Raw genomic sequence first — 18,958 nt, forward strand, 5'->3', positions numbered from 1 at the left:
TATGGGGACCGCTGTCCGAGAACTTCGGGGCGCCTCACAGACCCTGACGGAAAGTTCTTCGACGCGCTCTTTGGGCTGATCGTCGCCGTCGTCGTCCTCGTCGTGGCAGTGATCAGCTACGTGAACAGCGGCGGCGGGTCCTCCAGCTCCGGCGGCATGACCACGCAGGGAAGCGCCAACTACGGATCCGGCGGAAGCAGCGGAACGGATTGCAGCGCGACCTACCCCGCCTACAAGCCCGGCTGCAACACCAACGTCGAACCCGCGGATCCGCGCGCTCAGGGCAGCTTCAAAGACTTCGGACAAGGGATTCTCGTCACCGCAGGCGCCGGTCTTGCCGATTCGGCTGACCTTGCGTACATGGCCTTCACGCCGTGGTGCAGCTTGACCGACCGCGGCTGACACCCGAACCGCGACGACTACGACAAGCTCGTCAAGGAAAACGGCCTGAAGAAGGACAACAAGGCCTACGACGCGGGCGACGGTGTTGCCCAGGTGGCCGGCTTCTTCACCGGAATCGTGGGCCTCGCCCGGGGAATCGGGAAGAAGCTGCTCAAGGAAGGAGTGAAGGACGGGGAGAAGGCCGCGACCAAAGCGCGGCCCGGAGGCGGTCTCAAGGGCGTTAACCCATCAGGTTCGAACACTAACTGCGCCAAATGCGCCATGGCTACTGATGACCGCCTGCAGGGGAAGAATTCAGTGGCGGAGGACGGAGACATCACTGACGCCAGCGACCTGGAAGCGCACTACGGATCGACGTTCAAGGCGACGACTGGGCGTGACGGTATAGCTGGTGACCTACTGCGAAGGGGGGACGGCGCACGCGGTATTGTGTACGGATTCGATACTGATGGCACCGGAAACATCCCATACCCCGGTCATTTCTTCAACGCCGTCAACGATGGAGGAAACGTCAAGTTCCTAGATGGCCAGACAGGAGGCTATGCCGTCCTGGACTGGGAGTACTACGACTTCATGTACACAGGAGGAGGGAATTAAGGTGCAGCAACAAGAAGCAGCGAGCGTGGCCGAGGACTTTGGCAGGTCCAATATTCCCAAGTGGGATGAATGGGGATGTCGAATTCATCCTGCTGACAGGTTGCATTTGCCGGGCCATTACGTCTTTGTCTATCCGCCGAGCGTGGAGAGCGGTGCACGCCTGGGGGGAAACTGGCCAATCGTCGTCAACGAGCAGACCGGCGAGTGTCGATTTGTCCGAGGGGTCGACGAGTACCGAAAACTGAAATCGACTCGTCCGCTGTAGGACTCCGCTGCCGAACGGTCGGCCGGTTCCCCTGCGGCTCGATGACGAGTCCGTCTCAGGTCCTATCAACCCGCACATTTTACTCGCCATGATCTCGGATTCTGATTAGAAAAAGGAAGAGTGCTGTCTGGGCTGGGACGATGAGGACTGTCGAAGGTCCCTCTCGTCCCAGCCGGAAGGCGCTTTTCTGTGTCAGCGCGATCGGGTCGCGCCCCAAGCTCGTCGTCTCGGCCGACGATCATGGGTGGCCAGCCATACCGAGTCTCATCCGTCGGCTCGCCGAACGATGGTGAGGTTCTCTACGGTCTTGAGGCCGACGGCAACCTCCTCCCGTCGCGGTGATGCAAAGCAGAGCTTTCGGCCCCAGGAACGGGTCCACACCTGCCGAGTGAGCTGCACGTCTCCGCCAAAGCGCCAGCCCACCCACCGCGCTCCGCAAGAACATAGTCGATCACTGTGTGTGCCGAGCCGCTTGGCCACGGCCAGTTTCCTCTCACCCCGGGCGAGGCCGATCACAGTGGCGCCTGCACGCCTGGCCAACTGCACCAGAAGGCCGCCGACACCACCTGCAGCGGCTTCGATCAGCACGGAGTCCCCTGTCTGCAGTGCGGCGGCCCGGATTACCTCGATCGCCGTCGAACCCTGACCCAGCAGCGCCAGAGCCTGGTGGTCATCAAGGGCGTCAGGGCAGGGCAGGGCCGCAGCGGCGGACACCACCGCCATTTCGGCGTAACCGCCACCAGAAGTGGCGCTCACCACCCGCCTGCCGACCGTTGCGACAGGCCGACGGCTTGCAGCGTCTGCCCGCTCACGCCTTTGATCCGCGTTCATCCTTCCTCACGGGTTCCTTCGGCACCCAGTCCGGAACTCCCCTCCCAGCTTTCGCCGCCATCTGCCACACCTCGGTGAGGCCGTCCCAGGCCCGTCCGGACTAACCGCGCACCGGCGGTTCACCGGCTTCTCCAGGGCCCCGGCATCCCGCGCGGCCCGCCATTCCTTGACGTGCGAGTGGTACAGACGCTCGCGGCGCAGGACCGCGCCCTTCTCATTCTTCGGGGCGGCGTCGTACTCGGCGACGATCCGCAGCTTGTACTCCGGACTGAAGGTGCGGCGCTTCGGCCGGGGAGCCGGGTCGGACCCGGCGGGGGCGGTGCTGGTCATGAGGGGGTGGTTCTCCTGTCGTGCCCTCTCAGGCTAACCCGACGAAGCGGGATGTCTCCCCCAAGGCTGACAGAGAGGGATCTGCTTCGGCATCGATGGCGTGGGTCAGCAGCGTCATATTGCCGAAGACCTCGTTGGGATCCGCACCATCGGCCAGCAGCCTGGCCAAGGTTTCCGCGTCCTCGTGCTCAACGGCCAGGTGTGCAGGTGTCCAGTAGTCACTCACCCCGACATTGAACCGTCACACTGACGACATTCACCAGCAGCTATCTCCCGGTGATCACCAATCGAGACGATCTCTAACGAGTTGGTGCGTGATAGCGGGTGAGGTGTGTCTGGCCTGGTCGTGGCCTGTTGTCAGGCGGTGACGGTGCGGTCGGAGACGAGGCCGGCGATGGCGCGGTAGGTGTCGGGCAGGCGGTCGCGTCGGTGGGGCCAGCGGGCTAGTAGGACTCCGTTAGGTCTTTCGCGTGGTCGTGGTTAGCGGCATGGTGGGTGTGTGGATGCACATGAAGTGAATCGTGTTCGGGCGAAGTTGGCGTTATTCGTGGCTGATGTATTCGCCTCGGTGCCGCGCAAGGATCAGAGGGCCAAGAGCGACTGCTATCTGCGGGGACTGATGGTGGACGGTCGCCCAAGTCGATCCAGGCCATGGCCTCGCGACTACCGGACGGCAATGAGCAGAACCTGCAGCAGTTCGTGAACCAGTCCACGTGGGATCCGGTGCCGGTGCGCCGGCGGATCGCGCAGCGGCTGGTGCCGCTGATCGGTCCGGACGCCTGGGCGGTCGATGACGTGTCGTTCCCCAAGGACGGAAGGATGTCGGTCGGGGTTGCTCCCCAGTACTGCGGTGCGCTGGGCAAGCAGGCCAACTGCCAAGTCGCGGTGAGCGTGCACGCGGTCACCGACACCGCCTCCGTCCCGCTGCAGTGGCGGCTGTTCCTGCCCAAGGAGTGGGACAGCGACGTCGACCGCCGACGCCGCTGCCAGGTGCCCGAGGAGATGGGCACCGTGAGAAGTGGCGCCTGGCGTTGGACACCCTGGATGAGCTGGCCACTTGGGGCCTGGTGCCGCCGGTGGTGGTGGCCGACGCCGGCTACGGGCAGAACGCGGACTTCCGTGCCGGGCTGGCCGGCCGGGACATCGCCTACGTGGTGGCCATCCGCTCGGATGTGACCGCCCACCCGCACCACGCGGACACCCGTTGCCCCGCCCTGGTCCGGCCTTGGCCGCCGGCCGGAGCCCCGCTACCGCGACAAGCCGTCCCCGGTGGCCGCCCTGGCCACCAGCCGTGGACGGCAGGCATTCAATGAGGTCACCTGGAGGGAAGGCTCTCGCGGGCCGATGCGCTCGCACTTCCTGGCGCTGCGTGTGCGGCCCGCCGGGGTCAGAGCCCGCCGCCTGGCCCAGGCCGCCGCCACGCGCGACGGCCAGTGGAATGGCGTCCTGCCCGAAGTGACGCTGCTGGTCGAATGGCCCGAGGAAGCCGAAGCGCCCACCGACTACTGGCTGTCCAACCTGCCGGCTGACACGCCACTGGCCGAACTGGTCCGCCTGGCGAAGATTCGCTGGCGGATCGAGCACGACTACCGGGAACTCAAGCACGGCCTGGGCCTGGACCACTTCGAAGGCCGCTCCTGGACCGGCTGGCACCACCACGTCACTCTCGTCACCGCTGCCCACGCGTTTCTCACCGAACAGCGGCTGGCCCCAAAAGCCGGCACACCGGCCTCACCCTCTACCAGACCCTCGATGCACTCCAAGACCTGCTGAACTGCTGGACCGGCATCTGTACCACCTGCCACCAGCCCCTACCCCGGACCAGACACCAACCAGCAAGATCCACCTCAACCTAACGGAGTCCTACTAGTTGCTTCCGGCGTTTGTGGTCAGCCAGGGCGTGTTCGACCGTGATGCGGTCGGACGAGTGCCCGTGACGGTCCCGTTCCCACTGCGCGAGGCGCCCAGGCAGTGCTCCGGGTCGCGGCTTTCTCGGCGGGGTGATGGCCTGGCCGGGGTAGTCGCGGCTCAGGCCGAGATAGCCGTCGTCCAGGAGGACCTCCACCTCGGGGAAGTGCTGGAAGCAGATGGCGATTCCCTCGTTGCGGGCGGCTGTGGCGTCATGCATGCGCCCAGGCCGTAGGGCATCGGTCCATAACGTGCGGCCACGCCAGTCCGCGATCACGGTGGCCTTCATCGTGTTCTGCTTCTTCTTTCCGGAGACGAACGCCCGCCGTCCGCCGCGGCCGGCCGGTGGCCTGCGGACCTGGATCTCGGTGGCGTCCAGGCGCAGCTCGACGCCTTCGGCCTGGGCGTAGGCGAACACATCCGCCAGTGTCCGAAGACGCAGGCCAGGACTGTCCGGGACCGCGCATCCGCGTTCGGCCAGGAGCGTGCGTACCTCTCCGATCGCGCGGGTGACGGTGGAGCGGTCGACGCCGAACAGCAGTCCCAGCACCGAGTGCGGCAGGTCGTGCCGCAAATGGATCAGCGTGGCCACCACACGGTCGACGAACACCAGCTCATGCCTGGCACCGGCACCCGCCGCCCGCCTCCTGGCCCCGCCGCGCGCAGCGTGCCGGCGACCTTCGACCATGGCCTGCCACGGTATGGCCAACTCCTGAACGAGGCAGCTCAGATGGCGTCGCGAGAGCCCCGTAAACAGCCGATGCGCAAGGACCGTCCGCTTGACCATGATCGCCACGCGATGATCACGCCATCCACCAGCGCAGACACCTCACCCGCTATCACGCACCAACTCGTAAAAGGCGAGCTTGCCGCGGCCGAATCCGACAAATAGCCAGAAGATCCCCAGTGAGGCGGTGTTCTGGAGCATGGAGCGGACCTCTGCCTTGTCCCGCGGCTCGTCACCAACCTGGGTCACGATGAAGGCAGGGTCTGCAGCGCCGGACTCCTGGTAGTGGCTGACCGCGCGGCGCATCGCGTCGGCGACGTTGCCCCAGCCCCAGTCGACCTGAGTATGCAGCTGCCCGATACGGCCGCGGTAGTTGTCCAGCCGGATCTCTTCCAAGAACGGCTCTCGCCCACTGGAGAAGATCACGGGCACTGTGCCGTCGTCGTCGAGGTTGGCCGACAGGGCCAGGACGCGTTCGGCGAATGCCTGCACGGCGAACGACTCGTACAGCTCTTCCATGTGCCAGTCGTGATCCAGGATGAGGTAGACCGCGGCTCGCCGTCCCGTCATCCCTCAGGCTGCGAGTGCCTGACCGGCCTGTCGCGCGGGCGCCAGCAGGCCCGGAGCTTGTCGCTCTACCTTCGTCAGATCCACGGCAGTGGACCGTCCCGGAGGCGTGCGTGTTTGCGCAGGGAGCGGCACGGCAGAGGGCTCGGGATCGACATCGACGCCGTATTCGGTCGCCAGTCCCGCAAGACCGGAGGCATAGCCCTGCCCCACCGCCCGGACCTTCCAGCCATCACCGCGGCGGTACAGCTCCGCCAGGACCACGACGGTCTCCCCCGACGTGAAGTCCGGCGCGGTGAATAGCGCCGAGGGCGCGCCGCTCTGGCTGATCGTCAGCTGAGGCGCTTGGGTGAAGACAGCGCCTGGCTGCAGGGGGTCGGCACTCACCACAACAACTACACGGTGAACACCTGCCGGCAGCCGCGAAAGCTCCGCAGTGACCGACGCGCCCTCAACGGACACACCGTCCTGGGCCGGATGATTATAGAAAACCAGATCGTGATCGCCGCGAACCTTGCCATCGGCGCCGAGCAGCAGCGCGGACACGTCCGCTGACAGTCCCCGCACCGTCACTGACAGCACCGTCCGTGCTGTCAGCAGAGACACGTTCTCACCCTTACGCAGTGACGCCTTCTGCATCTCCGCCCCCCTGTTGATCAACGGAGAAGAAACGGTAGTCACCTATACGCGCATCCGCTGCCACTTCGCACATCTGGCATTTCGATCCTCCGGGGCATCGGCTGTGACGACGGTCCGTGCTGCGTGCGCCGGGCGGTGCTCTGGCAGGTCAGGGGTGCAGCACGTCTGGGGAGCGAGGCGGTGGATGTTCCACGGTCCAGCGACGTTCGATGTTCTGACTGGGCGGAAATACGCCGTACTCCAAGATGTACTGAGGAGCAGAATGCGTTTGTCCGTCCCACAGCTTGGGCTGACCGGGGCTGTTCGGCTTCCAATGCTTCCAGGGATCGTGCTCTGGATGGTGGATCACGAACTGGTCAGCCACGTCGTACGCCACCTCCACAAGCGCGAAGCCGATGGCGCCCTCCGCGTGCATCAGGTGGTCCACGTGCTTACGCCGGTCGGTGCCCCGGGTAGCGGGACCGGGTAGGAACAGAAAGCGGTGAGGGTCCAGCGGGAGCAGGATGTCGCTCAGTGCAGCGGCGCGCAGCTGGTCTTCATCGTCGGGGCGGTTCCATATGGCGATCGGGGTGTCGCTAGTTAGCAGGCACATGTCGCTGAAGCCCAGCGCCCACGGCCGTGCTTCCAGGATGAGCGCCAACGTAACGATGTTCTCAACGATGTAGCGCAGGTGGGGGTTGTTCTGTGCGAGCGTGTGCACTTCCTGCGGCAAGCCGGTGATATCCGGTGCTTCGGACTGCTCGTGGGTAAGCCGTTTCCGCTGGCGCGTCGTGCGCAAGATCTGGGCGGCCATCCACCAGGCAAGGACATGGCGCTGGTCCGGACTCAACGGCCAGTGCGGTGTGAGCGCCCAGTCCGGATCGTTCAGGAGGACCTTCAGTACTGTTTCGGCGTGACCCTCAAGGGAGGTGAACAGTTCCTCAACAGCGTGGTGAGGGACCCCTTCGGCACTGATGCCCCAGTAGTAACCGGTCTCAGCAGCGATGCCGGTAGGCGTCACGGGGAACGACTCATTGATCTTGTCGAGCCGTCGCACCTTCAGCTCGTACTTGCGGCGTGCTACGTGCTTGGCGAAGTGCTTCAGGTACATCTGCGGCACTGTGTGATCCCGGGTGCCGCCTGCCTTGGCCGCACGCTTCCCCGACGACGCCTTACCCACCGGCTGACCTCCCCCGTTTGGCAACGCCAGTCATACACGCATCCAAGCAGAGAGTGTCAGCGGATTTGCGGGCACCACAGGCTGTCTACTGGCTTGCCTGGTGCTGTGACTCCGCATGCTGGGCGAGCGCCCTAAGGGCGTCACCGGTCAGCGTGAGTACCTGCACGAACTGCTCATCGGGTCTCAATGCGTCCAAGCCGGCGCGCGTGAGGGTGGCGTGCCAGTCCTTTCCGCGAAGATGGGCCGGCCCGGTGGAGCGGAGGCCTTGCAGGACGCGCAATGGGCGGATCAGCGTGTCGCTGTCACCTCCGCTGGAGGTGACCCATGCTTCGAGGCAGTTGATGCTTTGCGCCTTGGAGTCGGTCACCCCAGGAAGGCGCCGGAGGGCCTTGACGTCCAAGTAGTCGATGACGCCCTTGGCGAGCAGCAGTATGAGGGTGTCGGCTTCGTGCTGCTCACTACTGGTGGGCATGTGCAGGCCCTCGAAGGCGATCTGGTCGGCGGGGTGCCATGGCTTGTAGACCGCTTGTCCCAGAAGCGCGCCCAGGGCGGTACTGAAGTGCTCCCGTGCGGCGAACAGCCGGCGTAGCGGGTCATGCGGTCCCTCGGTCCACCGGCCAAGGATGTCGCGGTCGAAGCGGCCCTCGTCGCGTCCTCCGCTGGGCGGGACGTTGAAGCTGAGCCAGTGATCGCGTTCTTCGGCTGGCAGGTCACGCCCGAGATCTCCAAGGTAGACCTCGATGAGACCGTCGGGGTTGGTGCCGATGGAGATGCCCCACAGTCTCAGGCAGCTCAGGCGGCCGTTCTCAATGCGGTAGCGGGACGGCTGAGAGGTGTATCGGTTGAGGACCTCGCGCCGGAAGTAGACCCGGGTCAGGTAGTGCGGCGTGCCGCGGTCGGTGAAGTAGTTGCTCAGCTTGGCGGGGTCGCACGTTGAGGTGATGCGCTCCCCGGTGTTGGGGTCGATGGCGACCGTGAATTCCGGGAAACGGCGTTCGGAGGTGTGTGGGCGGGCCAGGTCGGCGGGCGCTGCGTCGATGGGTAGCACGATCTGCTTTCCGACCAGCCGGACGAAACCCGGGCGATCCACTGAGTGGAGGTCGCCGCTGTGGAAGGAGAAGGACCGCACGTCGGAGCGGTCGACTGAGTCGATCGTCGGGTCGGGTACGTGATCGACCCGGGTGATCCGGTCATGCTGAATCACCAGCAGGCGGCTGCGCACGGCGAGGTAGCGGCGTAGGGGCAGGGCCGCGATGTCGATGCGCAGCTCGGTGTCGGAGCGGCGAGTGCGTACCAGTTCGTGGTCGCGGCCGGCATCGTCGAGGTAGTACCAGGAGCCGTCGTTCCTGGGGATGGCGTCGAAGTACCACAGGAACGAGGGGGTGAACTCCAGTGTCGGTTCGGCGAGCCCGTGATGGGTTCGGAGCTGTACGAAGAACTCCGCGTGCTCCTCTTCGTCTCGCAGCCCCTCTTCGAAGACCGTGCGCTTCTCTGGGTAGAAGGTGCTGATCCCTGCGGCGCCGATCGCTGCCTGGCTCCAGGTGTACTCCTGAAGGGCATGTGTCCGTGTCTCAGGACGGGTCAGGTAGCTGCTGATCCCCCAGTCAAAGCTGTCCTGGACGGGCTTTCCAATGACCGTGACCCACTCGGTGGGCGTGGCGGTGAGCGGAGCCAGGTAACCATCCGGCCTCGCGTATTCGGGAAGGTCATCGCAGCTACCGCTGCTGTAGAGCATCGCCACGACCACGAGTGTAAGAAAGAGGAGGTCGACCCGGCGCATCCTTTTCGTCCGAGCGCCAAATCACCCGGCTACCGCGCGCCCGGTGTCCCCTGCCTCACAAAGGGCTAACCACGTGTTGGAGAGGGGACTGGCAGCGTCGCGGTTGGAATCTCAGCCCACCACGCGGAGCCTGGGCTGATTCTCCCCGACGATGGGGCGGACCCGGACCGGGCCCGCCCGACAGGGCTCAGTTCAGAGCAGCGTGGCCGGCCTCGGTGGCCTCCATCAGGTCTGGTCGCTCTCCGTTCGCCGGGTCCACAATCCGAATGAGACCGGCGTCGTGCAGGTCGATCATCGCCTTGTAAAGCCCGAGCTGCTTCTCCTGCCAGGCCACGCGCCGAGGGTCTTCCTCGGCGGCGCTTCGCTCGAAGTTCGCCGGGTGGATGGTGTGAAAGAAGTCGGAGGCGGCCACGGGCTCTGGTGACTGAGCGATCAGGCGGAGGAGCGCATGCTCGTCGGCATTCAGCGTCATGACGGCAGCGTAGGGCCGGACTGGGTAGGGTTGACGAATCCGGGCCAAGGTGAGCCGTCCACGCGGCAACTCGTCCAGCGCCGCGTTTATGGCGTGCCAGGCCGTCAGGTCCCATAGTGGGCAATGAAGCGTGGGCCGCCCCAGGGTGCGGGACACTCCTCCGATAATGCCCTTGGCGTACGGCCGCGGCCGGGCCCCAGGGGCTGTCGGCCGTGATCGCGCGAACGGCTGCACGTGCGACGCCTGGCCTTGGACAATGTCCCCTGTGTACGTGTCCGCACTGCGGCGTCGAGGGAGGGCCATGCGCCCCGAGGAGACTTTGGACATCAAGCTGGCCTTCGCAGGTTGGTTCGCCAGCAAGCCGGCTGCGGAGCTGGCGGAGATGGAAGCGGAGGCCTACGCGAAGCAGGGGTTCAGCAACTCGCCGCAAGACGAGCTGGACAGTCTGCGTGTCGCGCAGAGCTACTGGGTGGCACCAGACATGGTCCGCATCGCGGAAGCGGCGCAGGAAACACTGCCTGACGAAGACGTTCTCCTTGAGGAACCGCCCTCGAGTCATGGATTCCTCGTGCTCGCGGAGCCCTTCACTATTCGGTGCGCCGACGAGGAGTGCGCGGATGACCACCCGTTCAGCGGCTTGCGGTGGCGTCCCGTTCACCGAGTCCTTCCAGCTACCAGGTGGGCCGAGGAACAGCACGATGACGGGATCCTTATCCAATGGATCGGACCTGTCGTCGGCGAGGAGGAGCGCCAGTTCTTCGGATCGCCTGTCGCGCCGGTGGGGAACGGGATGTTCATGCCCGCAGGTCGCCCCCTCCAGATGGCTCAGTCAGTAGAAATCGGCGCCATGCGCCCCGAATCTGCTGTTCTATGCCGATACGCACGCACCATGTGGACACTGATGCAGCAGCCGCTGGCGGCCGTTGGTGAACTGGAAGCGGACCGCCCTCAACGGAGGCGACTCCAACGGGCAGGACAGATGCCCGCTGCTCCTGTGGTGATCGTCACCCTGCGACGCAAGACAGCAAAGGGCGGGAACGACGAGACCCAAGAGGTCGAGTGGTCTCACCGCTGGGTCGTCCGGGGACATTGGCGACGTCAATGGCACCCACGCCTACAAGCCCACCGCCCCCTGTGGATCAACGAGCACATCAAAGGACCGGACGACAAGCCGCTGCTGGTACGCGAGAAAGTCATCACCTGGCGTCGATAGAAGGAAGTGCCTCGTGAGCTGCCGTGCCACGCCGAAGGTAGGTGCGGCGGTGCGGATCCTGGTTGGGGGCCGTCGCCGGGTGCGAGCACCGCAGGCCCGCCCCGGATGGTCGGTACAGGCCCGCGGCGGTGACGTCGGAGTTACCCAGCGGCGCCCTGCTCTATCCGCTTGCTGGCCTGATCGAAGAACCGGTTCGGCAACGGGATGTCGTTGGCGGTGATCCTGATGTAGTCGGCGTTCAGCTCCCGCGCCATGGCAGACAAGTCCGCAGGGTCGGCGTCGGGCGCCAAAAGGCCGAGTTCGGATTCGACTCGGTGCTTGAGCGCGGTGTAGGCCCGCGCGGAGGCCAGGTAATCCGCAGCATTCTTCTGGGAGCCGAGGAAGGAGGCAGTGGCGGCAACGGAGCCAGCGACGGCTGCAATCGCACTGAACGGCCCCTTGATGCCGATGGCGTCGAGCAGCCCGGCCAGGGCGGTGATGCAGGCCGGGATGAAGACCATCAGCCGCCCCCACAGTTCGGCGTTCTTCGCGGCCTCGAAGTAGCCCTGTGCGGTGTAGAGGCAGTTGCCCTTGATGCGCTCCAGTTCGGCGCGCACGGTGTCGATCTGCCGGAACGGCTGGGTCATGATCATCCGATCTTCGGAAGGGCTATGTCGGGTTCGGTGGCCAGGAATGTGCAGGTCCATCGAAGGTGCGCGTAGGCGTCCTTGACCTTGCTGAGGTAGTCGCTCGTCAGATGTCCGGACTCGTACAGGCCTACAAGCAGCGCCCTCCGCACAGCAGGTATCTGCTCGCGCTCGAAGCGGTTGCGAAGGATACGGGACTCGGCGAGGGAGGCATGCTTCCCGGCGTAGCGGGCGGCGACCTCGCGGGAGTAGTCCTGGCGGTTGCGGTCTTCCAGGACCATCCACGCGGCCTCTTTCGTCTTCGCAGGGCTGTCCTGGGTGCTCAGGAAGTAGCGCAGGATGCGCTGTTCGGTGAAAGGGAACGACGCACTGACTCCCTGATCGATGAACCGTGCCAGATGGCTGGTGATCTCGCGCTCCCTCGAACGGCCGGTGATGGCGAGATAGCGGAAGACCTCGGTGACGGCGTGGGGGGTGCGCTCCAGGCTTTCCAGACACCAACTGATTGCGTAGTCATCACCGAGTTCGCTCATGCGGTTCAGGACGAACCGGGTCTTTGTTCCGCTGAACGTGCTTTCCTTGTCCAGGGACTCGAACTCTTCCCTGACTTTGTCCCGTGATCCGGGGACTCCGTTCCTAACGGCGTGTTTCAGGGAGCTGTAACGGGTGTCGAGTTCTTCAGCCAGGCCCTCTTCCGGATCCAGTATCCGGGTCTTGGCCCCAGCAATGGTCAGGCCCATCCCGCGCAGAAGCCGGGTGATCTCTATGAGCACATCACGTAAGGCCGTTCGATCCCGGTGGAAAATGCGGATGTCATCCGAGTAGCGTGCGAACGGGAACTTCTCCCGCGCCAGAAACGCGTCGATCGGCATCAGGACTAGGTTCGCAAGGATGCCAGAGGCGTCTGGGCCCTGAGGCAGTCCGCGGGCGTCGGTGACGGACTGGAAACGGTTCAAGAAGGCTGCCAGATCCTCGCCCGGACTCTCGTCGCCGTCCAGGTCGTACAGGCTCTCAACGAGGGATCCGATGTCGATGTGCTCGTAGAAGGCGGAGACGTCAGTGTGCGCGATGCGCAGCGCGGGATTGCGGCGCAGGGTGCTGCGGGTGCTCTCCTTCATCCGTCCCCAGCAGGCCGACCACGGTACGGGCCGGGCCAACCGGTGCCACCACTTGTAGCCGTAGACATAGGGGTGAAGGTGCCGGTCGATCCGGGGAGCGAGGCGGTAGACCATGGCCTCATAGATGATCCGGTCACGCGGATCGAAGTGAGCGAGCGGCCTAACCGCAGTCTCGTTCTTGGGGAAATCGTGGATCTGAGCCCCTCTGGGGCCAGTGTCGCCGGAGCGGATCAGGGCTTCCAGCCTCGCACGGTATCCGCGGTCCCACTGATGGACGATGTCCTGGTAGCCGATGACGTCGGGAAGTTCCGCGAAAGGCTCGTCACCGATAAGCAGGTCTTTGGCCTTGCTCAGCCGGTCTGCCAGACTCATACGGCCCCCTCCGCACATGAAACGCCCGCAGGAGAGTATCCGTGCTGGCGCAGCCCCTCGGATGCTGATTACGCAGAGGCCCGGACCGGCTCTTGGTTGTGAGTGCCGACCGGCTGGTGGGCAACCAGCTGCGCAATCGGGTCCACGTCCGATTGCGCAGCCCGATGCGGCCCCGATTGCGCAGAACCATCGCTGTGTGCAGTGGTTGCGCAGCGACTTTTCCCCTGTGGCTGGGCTGCTTGTCCGTCCGGCGTCGCGCGCGGCCCCGCCGTCGCGCGCGAGGAACACCGTCGGCGCCCGATCCCTTCGCCCGCCGCCCGACCTGTCCCACCCACCCACTTCTCTTTTCTTCCTGCTGTGGGGCGTGGACTCGGGGGCGTAGAGGGGATGTCGGCCTCCCGACCACGGCAGGCTCAGTGTGGTGACCTGCTAGTTCACCGACGGGCGTGGGAGTGGGTGCGGGCGGTTGTCGGACGGGTTGTCTGCGGGGATGTGGGCCTGGTACCACGGAGGTGTTGTCGCTTCGTGACCGTGGTCGGGTATTCGTGGTCGGCGGTCTGGTCGCGGCCCGCTGCTGCTGTGACCGGTGAGCGGGCGCCGGGCAAGCCGGTGCTGCACCGGACGGGAAGCGAGCGGATCCGTGATGATCGGCGTGGACGCGGGCAGCGGGGACCGGTTGGCGGTGGGCGTGCTGGCGCAGTACCGGATGGCCACCACCGAGCAGATGCACCGGGTGATCGCGCCCGGGGTGCGTATCGAGCAGACCCGGCGGCGGCTGGCCCGACTTCGGGAGGAGGGGCTGGTCGACCGGATCACGCTGCCGCAGGCCGGGCGGACCCGGGTGTGGTTCCCGACCGCGTACGGCGTGCAACTCGCCTGAGAGTGGCCCGAGCTGCGCGGGCACCGGCCCTCCAGTGTCCGATCCGACCGCCGTGCGGCTGAAGGCCGGCCACACGCTGACCGTGACCGAGACCGCGCTCGCCTTCCTCGAGGACGCCCGCCGCCGCGGCGACGTGTGCCAGCCGCTGGACTGGATCCCCGAGGTCCACCACCCGATCGGGAGCGGCGAGCCGTCATCCCCGACGCGCTCCTGTACTACCGAACCGGCCCCGACGGCGGCGACAACGGGTCGATGCTGCGGGCGTTCGTGGAAGTCGACTGGGCCACCATGGGCCCCGAACGCCTCGCCGCCAAACTGACCGCATACGAACGCCTTCACCGCTACGTGCCCGTGGCCCCGGGGCGCCGGCCGACCGTCCAGGAACCGGCGTTGGAGGAGTGGCAGCGGCGCTACCCGCTCTTCCCCCGCGTCCTGTTCGTCCTGGACGGCACCGGCCCGGCCGGTGTCGAGAACCGGATCCGCGCCCTACGCGCCGGTGCCGGACTGCTGGCGCCGTCCCGCTTCCTGCACGACGTCCCCGTCCTCGCGGCGCCGCTGGCCGACCTGCTCCAGCACAGTCCCTCCGCACCCGTGTGGCGGCCCGCCCACGACCCCGGCCGGCGAGTGCGCTGGACGGAGTCCGGGCATCGGCAGACCTGACGTGCGGCCGCCGCAGACGCGGCACGGGTCTGTCCTTCGCCCGCAGACTCTCCGTAGCGAAGTAGTCGGCCACCCGGCCAGCATGTACCCGCCCCTGAGCATCCAGGGACCGCGTCTGCTCTCCGATTTCTCCGCGCCAGGTGTGGAAGCCAAGGGCACCAAAGTTGCACATAGGGGAACGTGCCGCCTCGTCCGCGTCCAACCGTGCCCTCTGACAGCGCGAAGCGCCGGGCGAGGTGAGGGAGTTGGTCGATGAGAACCGGACGTAGCAGAGGCATCTGGCTGAAGCCGAGATCGCCACCGGTCCGCGTTAATGCGGGGCTGGGGCCTGCCGCAGCCTCCGCCGCCGTCACGCGCCGGTCCGGGCTGGCCGAAAGCGTGTGAACCCGCTGGAGGTGTCGCCCTCGATGTGTCTCCTGCTGAGAACGGCTTCGTTCAGGTCGTTCGGCTGTGCGGGGAAGGTGCTCGCGCCGCGGCGGACAAAGTACTCGGGCTTGTCGCGTGTGTCGGGTGTGGACAGCCCGTAGGGCGGGTGCATGCCCGGTGATACCTCAAGGACCAGGATCAGTTTGTCGTCGATCCTGTAGTCCCGGGCCTCCACATGGGGCATCGGAATCACGGTGCCCCGTACCAGGTCGACCAGGTGGTCGCGCAGCTTGGTGGGCGGATTGTCCTCGGTCACGCCGGTGACCGTGACCTCATCACGGTTGATCCCGAAGACCATGGTTCCGCCGTCCCCGTTGGCGAATGCCACGACGGTCTTCAGGGTCCGCCGGCTCTGCTTGGTCGGGAGGCACTCCTTGAATTCGACACAGGGTCCCTCGCCGGAAGCAATGAGGGCCTCGATGTGGGCCTGCGGCTCGACTGGCATCTCGATCTCCACCCCTGCCCGGTCCAGATCGCCTGTCCAGCCGGACCCGGGATCGATCGAGCGATAGTCGAGCCACGTGGTGTCTCGCTTCAGCCACAGCCACGCGTGTGCAGGCAGGCCGTGCGCGAGCGGGAAGGTGACCTCGCCCGGCGCTTCAAGCCGGCGGCTGCTGCGCTCGGACTCCCCGAACAGTTCGAGTTCCGCACCGTTCGCACTGCTGCCTTCCACGGCGACGACCAGTTGCGTCGGAGTCACGTGCACTCGGCCGAGCCAGGCGCCGCCCTCGGCGAAACGCAGCCGGGCCAGGTCGTCGGGCGGGCCCTGCGCGCCGATGAGCGAGTAGTCGCCCTCGAAGAAGGCGCGCCAAGCGCTGTTGGGTTCCGGGAATGACGGAACGCCCTCGCCCACCAGGATCGTCTGCGTCACGTTACGCGAGCCTCGGTCTGCCGGCGCGATCGTGACGTCCACTGCCGGGACCGGCAGCGGAGCACGTTCATGCCGGGCGTAGCTGGGGTGCCGGTTTTTGTATGCGGGGCCAGTCGCTGCAGGAACCGATACGGTAAGAGGCCCGAGAGCGAGAGCCGAGCCCGCTTCCGGTGAGCACAGGACCGCCAGCACCGCCGCGGGCACACGACACGCAACGAAAGCATGATCCTGGTATTGCCATAGGGTTTCCGACCACTGGGGCGGCTCGGCCCCGATGAGCGCCCAGCAGTGATGGAGCCCCCATCCGGTGTCTGCCCGCACTGCCATCGCCCGGACGTACGCATCCTGCTCACTGGTCCCCAGGTCGCGGCGGAGGGTGTCGAGATCGATGCTTCGAGCGTTCATGCCGCGTGTCCCCTTGCCCACGTGCGAAGGCGAAACCGGCTCGACCTCGCCATTCGTGTGAAGAAATCTAGTGCGCAAGCCGCAGCCGACCAACCGAATACCCTCCGCTCGACAGCCGTCCGGCGCGCCGCGCAACCTGCTGGGCAGTGGCCCACCGACGCGCAACACCGGTGAGCGCATCCCGCCCATTACCCCGGGACGCCGCGCCGCCCAGGGCGCACGTCAAATGCAGCCGGAGGTCGCGGCGTTCATCGCCGCAGCCGGGTCAGAGATCGAACTCCAGGTGCTCGATGTCGGTGAGGCGGACCTCCTCCAGCTGGCCGGCGCGGCGGCCGTTGTCCTGGAAGTAGACGTCCTTGAGTGCTTCGGCGGCGATCTGCTGGAGCTGCTGGTCGCTGGCGCCCTGCTCCTGGGCGTCGAAGAGACGGGCGGCGTAGCGGGGCGGCAGGGCGACGGTCAGGTGCCGGAGGCGGTCCTCGTCCGTCGTGCCGATCGGCGCGGTGTAGCCGATCCGAGCGCGGGTGTCGATGACGATGCCGTCGGTGGTCGCCGCCTTCTGCCGCGCCTCGGCCCGGATCTGTGGCTGCCAACGCTTCTTCACCTCGTTCTCCAGGCGAGCGGCGAGGTCTGGACGAGGTTTTTTGATCTGGTCTTTGACGTACCGCTCGACGGTGCGCTGGGAGATGCGCAGCATCTGGGCGACCGCCTTGGTACCCTTGAGCTGCTTGACCAGGTAGCGCATCTGCGCGGGCGCACTCTTGGGCACCGCGCGGGTGAACGCCTTCTGCACCGCGGCGTCGAGGCCGTTGCCGAACAAGCTCATCGCGCTCTACCTACTCCCCCGTGTCCTGGTCGGTGACGGCGCCGTCCTTGATGTACCGGGCAAGGTTGAGGTCCGGGGCGTTGAACCGCTCGCGTACGCCCTCGCCCCACAGCACGCTCTGGGTGCCCTCCCACTTCACCAGGCCCGGGTTCACCCCGAGCTTGAAGCCGCCCGGCAGCGGCTTGCCGTCCCGGTAGGGCAGGAAGTCCAGCGGCGACGGTCCGTCGGACGCGTAGACGGCGCAGTCCGACAGGACCGCGACCGGGTACTGGCCGGTGAAGGCGGCGTGCTTGACGATCTTGCGGTGCATGTTGATGCGGGTGCGGGAGATGACGGCGGCGCGGATGTCCGGGCGCCAGGTGGGCCGGGCAAGGGCCCGCCAGGGCTGCCCGGGCTTCCAACCCTCCCCGCGCGGGCGCTCGCGCAGCTTGCCGATGCCGCCCTTCACAGTCGCCTTGATCGCGGACACCACGACTGCCAGCTGCGGGTCACGCAGCCGGTAGCCGTCCATCGCCTTCAGGAACACCTCCGGTGGCATGTCTGCGTGCACGCCGAGGTCGGCCATCGTGACGAGGTAGGCATCGCGCAGCCGGTTGTACCAGCCGTCCAGATAGCGGCCGTTGTCGTTGCGGACGTACGCCTCGACCGGGCGGACGTCGTAGCCGAGCTCCACCGCGTACGCCACGGTCGGCGTCGCATACCAGGCCGGCCCTGTCGGGTGCTCGCCCTTCGGTGTGAACGGGCTGGGCAGCAGGGTGCCGTCCAGGTCCACCCACTTGTCCTTGGCGAGCTTCACGCGGGACAGGTCGACGTGACTGAGGTCGACCAGCCAGGAGCCGGGCAGTTTCGGATCGAAGACGGGGTTCTTACGAGTTGGTGCGTGATAGCGGGTGAGGTGTCTGCGCTGGTGGATGGCGTGATCATCGCGTGGCGATCATGGTCAAGCGGACGGTCCTTGCGCATCGGCTGTTTACGGGGCTCTCGCGACGCCATCTGAGCTGCCTCGTTCAGGAGTTGGCCATACCGTGGCAGGCCATGGTCGAAGGTCGCCGGCACGCTGCGCGCGGCGGGGCCAGGAGGGGGGGCGGCGGGTGCCGGTGCCAGGCATGAGCTGGTGTTCGTCGACCGTGTGGTGGCCACGCTGATCCATTTGCGGCACGACCTGCCGCACTCGGTGCTGGGACTGCTGTTCGGCGTCGACCGCTCCACCGTCACCCGCGCGATCGGAGAGGTACGCACGCTCCTGGCCGAACGCGGATGCGCGGTCCCGGACAGTCCTGGCCTGCGTCTTCGGACACTGGCGGATGTGTTCGCCTACGCCCAGGCCGAAGGCGTCGAGCTGCGCCTGGACGCCACCGAGATCCAGGTCCGCAGGCCACCGGCCGGCCGCGGCGGACGGCGGGCGTTCGTCTCCGGAAAGAAGAAGCAGAACACGATGAAGGCCACCGTGATCGCGGACTGGCGTGGCCGCACGTTATGGACCGATGCCCTACGGCCTGGGCGCATGCATGACGCCACAGCCGCCCGCAACGAGGGAATCGCCATCTGCTTCCAGCACTTCCCCGAGGTGGAGGTCCTCCTGGACGACGGCTATCTCGGCCTGAGCCGCGACTACCCCGGCCAGGCCATCACCCCGCCGAGAAAGCCGCGACCCGGAGCACTGCCTGGGCGCCTCGCGCAGTGGGAACGGGACCGTCACGGGCACTCGTCCGACCGCATCACGGTCGAACACGCCCTGGCTGACCACAAACGCTGGAAGCAACTAGCCCGCTGGACCCACCGACGCGACCGCCTGCCCGACACCTACCGCGCCATCGCCGGCCTCGTCTGCGACCGCACCGTCACCGCCTGACAACAGGCAACGACCAGGCCAGACACACCTCACCC

At 66.4% G+C, this 18,958-nt stretch carries 18 protein-coding genes and 4 pseudogenes; 8 read left to right on the forward strand and 14 right to left on the reverse strand.

Features of this window, described 5'->3' with window-relative positions; translation table 11 throughout:
• Positions 1–102 precede the first annotated feature (102 nt).
• The 3 genes from ACSHXN_RS45515 to ACSHXN_RS45525 all read left to right on the forward strand — a co-directional run bounded on the left by ACSHXN_RS45515 (position 103) and on the right by ACSHXN_RS45525 (position 1,264).
• Positions 103–402: a hypothetical protein gene (locus ACSHXN_RS45515; RefSeq protein ID WP_438306806.1), complete on the forward strand. Its 300-nt coding sequence runs from the start codon at positions 103–105 to the stop codon at positions 400–402.
• A 93-nt stretch (positions 403–495) separates the two neighbouring features.
• Positions 496–999 carry a toxin glutamine deamidase domain-containing protein gene (locus tag ACSHXN_RS45520; protein WP_438306808.1) on the forward strand — a complete coding sequence of 168 codons (504 nt, stop codon included), beginning with the start codon at positions 496–498 and terminating at the stop codon, positions 997–999.
• 1 nt (position 1,000) lies between these two features.
• The gene (locus ACSHXN_RS45525; RefSeq protein WP_356295864.1) at positions 1,001–1,264 is read left to right on the forward strand and encodes a hypothetical protein; all 264 of its coding nucleotides are present in this window, start codon (positions 1,001–1,003) and stop codon (positions 1,262–1,264) included.
• Positions 1,265–1,528: 264 nt separating this feature from the next.
• On the opposite strand, the gene ACSHXN_RS45530 is transcribed toward ACSHXN_RS45525, so the two are convergent.
• The 3 genes and pseudogenes from ACSHXN_RS45530 to ACSHXN_RS45540 form a co-directional block, all read right to left on the reverse strand.
• Positions 1,529–2,020 (reverse strand): hypothetical protein, encoded by a 492-nt coding sequence (locus tag ACSHXN_RS45530; protein ID WP_438306810.1) that lies wholly within the window; start codon positions 2,018–2,020, stop codon positions 1,529–1,531.
• A gap of 433 nt (positions 2,021–2,453) precedes the next feature.
• Positions 2,454–2,651: an ankyrin repeat domain-containing protein gene (locus ACSHXN_RS45535; protein ID WP_438306812.1), complete on the reverse strand. Its 198-nt coding sequence runs from the start codon at positions 2,649–2,651 to the stop codon at positions 2,454–2,456.
• 131 nt (positions 2,652–2,782) lie between these two features.
• Positions 2,783–2,872, reverse strand: a pseudogene (locus tag ACSHXN_RS45540) (transposase); the annotation flags it as partial.
• Between the two features lie 52 nt (positions 2,873–2,924).
• Here ACSHXN_RS45540 and ACSHXN_RS45545 point away from each other — a divergent pair.
• Positions 2,925–4,198, forward strand: a pseudogene (locus ACSHXN_RS45545) (IS701 family transposase).
• A 79-nt stretch (positions 4,199–4,277) separates the two neighbouring features.
• Here ACSHXN_RS45545 and ACSHXN_RS45550 read toward each other — a convergent pair.
• The 6 genes from ACSHXN_RS45550 to ACSHXN_RS45575 all read right to left on the reverse strand — a co-directional run bounded on the left by ACSHXN_RS45550 (position 4,278) and on the right by ACSHXN_RS45575 (position 9,677).
• Positions 4,278–5,120 (reverse strand): transposase family protein, encoded by an 843-nt coding sequence (locus ACSHXN_RS45550; RefSeq protein ID WP_438306899.1) that lies wholly within the window; start codon positions 5,118–5,120, stop codon positions 4,278–4,280.
• Positions 5,121–5,162: 42 nt separating this feature from the next.
• The gene (locus tag ACSHXN_RS45555) at positions 5,163–5,579 is read right to left on the reverse strand and encodes a VWA domain-containing protein (protein ID WP_438306813.1); all 417 of its coding nucleotides are present in this window, start codon (positions 5,577–5,579) and stop codon (positions 5,163–5,165) included.
• Positions 5,580–5,633: 54 nt separating this feature from the next.
• Entirely contained in the window at positions 5,634–6,266 is a 633-nt protein-coding gene (locus ACSHXN_RS45560; protein ID WP_438306815.1) for a TerD family protein, read from the reverse strand.
• A 148-nt stretch (positions 6,267–6,414) separates the two neighbouring features.
• Positions 6,415–7,425 carry a DUF4238 domain-containing protein gene (locus tag ACSHXN_RS45565; protein ID WP_438306816.1) on the reverse strand — a complete coding sequence of 337 codons (1,011 nt, stop codon included), beginning with the start codon at positions 7,423–7,425 and terminating at the stop codon, positions 6,415–6,417.
• An 85-nt stretch (positions 7,426–7,510) separates the two neighbouring features.
• Entirely contained in the window at positions 7,511–9,205 is a 1,695-nt protein-coding gene (locus ACSHXN_RS45570; protein WP_438306817.1) for a hypothetical protein, read from the reverse strand.
• A 187-nt stretch (positions 9,206–9,392) separates the two neighbouring features.
• The gene (locus tag ACSHXN_RS45575) at positions 9,393–9,677 is read right to left on the reverse strand and encodes a hypothetical protein (RefSeq protein WP_438306819.1); all 285 of its coding nucleotides are present in this window, start codon (positions 9,675–9,677) and stop codon (positions 9,393–9,395) included.
• A gap of 301 nt (positions 9,678–9,978) precedes the next feature.
• On the opposite strand from ACSHXN_RS45575, the gene ACSHXN_RS45580 reads away from it, so the two are divergent.
• Positions 9,979–10,890, forward strand: coding sequence for a hypothetical protein (locus ACSHXN_RS45580; RefSeq protein WP_438306820.1), 912 nt, complete (start codon positions 9,979–9,981; stop codon positions 10,888–10,890).
• A gap of 140 nt (positions 10,891–11,030) precedes the next feature.
• Here ACSHXN_RS45580 and ACSHXN_RS45585 read toward each other — a convergent pair whose 3' ends face one another.
• Both ACSHXN_RS45585 and ACSHXN_RS45590 read right to left on the reverse strand, forming a co-directional pair.
• On the reverse strand, positions 11,031–11,516 hold the full coding sequence (locus tag ACSHXN_RS45585; RefSeq protein ID WP_438306821.1) for a hypothetical protein: 486 nt from the start codon (positions 11,514–11,516) through the stop codon (positions 11,031–11,033).
• Positions 11,517–11,518: 2 nt separating this feature from the next.
• Positions 11,519–13,006: an RNA-directed DNA polymerase gene (locus tag ACSHXN_RS45590; RefSeq protein WP_438306822.1), complete on the reverse strand. Its 1,488-nt coding sequence runs from the start codon at positions 13,004–13,006 to the stop codon at positions 11,519–11,521.
• Positions 13,007–13,649: 643 nt separating this feature from the next.
• Here ACSHXN_RS45590 and ACSHXN_RS45595 point away from each other — a divergent pair.
• Positions 13,650–13,886: a replication-relaxation family protein gene (locus ACSHXN_RS45595; RefSeq protein WP_438306823.1), complete on the forward strand. Its 237-nt coding sequence runs from the start codon at positions 13,650–13,652 to the stop codon at positions 13,884–13,886.
• A gap of 135 nt (positions 13,887–14,021) precedes the next feature.
• The gene (locus tag ACSHXN_RS45600) at positions 14,022–14,546 is read left to right on the forward strand and encodes a replication-relaxation family protein (RefSeq protein WP_438306824.1); all 525 of its coding nucleotides are present in this window, start codon (positions 14,022–14,024) and stop codon (positions 14,544–14,546) included.
• Positions 14,547–14,895: 349 nt separating this feature from the next.
• On the opposite strand, the gene ACSHXN_RS45605 is transcribed toward ACSHXN_RS45600, so the two are convergent.
• The 3 genes and pseudogenes from ACSHXN_RS45605 to ACSHXN_RS45615 all read right to left on the reverse strand — a co-directional run.
• On the reverse strand, positions 14,896–16,248 hold the full coding sequence (locus ACSHXN_RS45605; RefSeq protein WP_438306825.1) for an AlbA family DNA-binding domain-containing protein: 1,353 nt from the start codon (positions 16,246–16,248) through the stop codon (positions 14,896–14,898).
• A 265-nt stretch (positions 16,249–16,513) separates the two neighbouring features.
• Entirely contained in the window at positions 16,514–17,071 is a 558-nt protein-coding gene (gene tpg, locus ACSHXN_RS45610) for a telomere-protecting terminal protein Tpg (RefSeq protein WP_438306826.1), read from the reverse strand.
• Between the two features lie 10 nt (positions 17,072–17,081).
• Positions 17,082–17,951 (reverse strand): annotated as a pseudogene (locus ACSHXN_RS45615) (telomere-associated protein Tap); the annotation flags it as partial.
• Between the two features lie 56 nt (positions 17,952–18,007).
• Here ACSHXN_RS45615 and ACSHXN_RS45620 point away from each other — a divergent pair.
• Positions 18,008–18,923, forward strand: a pseudogene (locus ACSHXN_RS45620) (transposase family protein).
• The last annotated feature ends 35 nt before the right edge of the window (positions 18,924–18,958 follow it).

The sequence above is a fragment of the Streptomyces sp. HUAS TT11 genome (assembly GCF_051553595.1).
GTDB lineage: Bacteria > Actinomycetota > Actinomycetes > Streptomycetales > Streptomycetaceae > Streptomyces.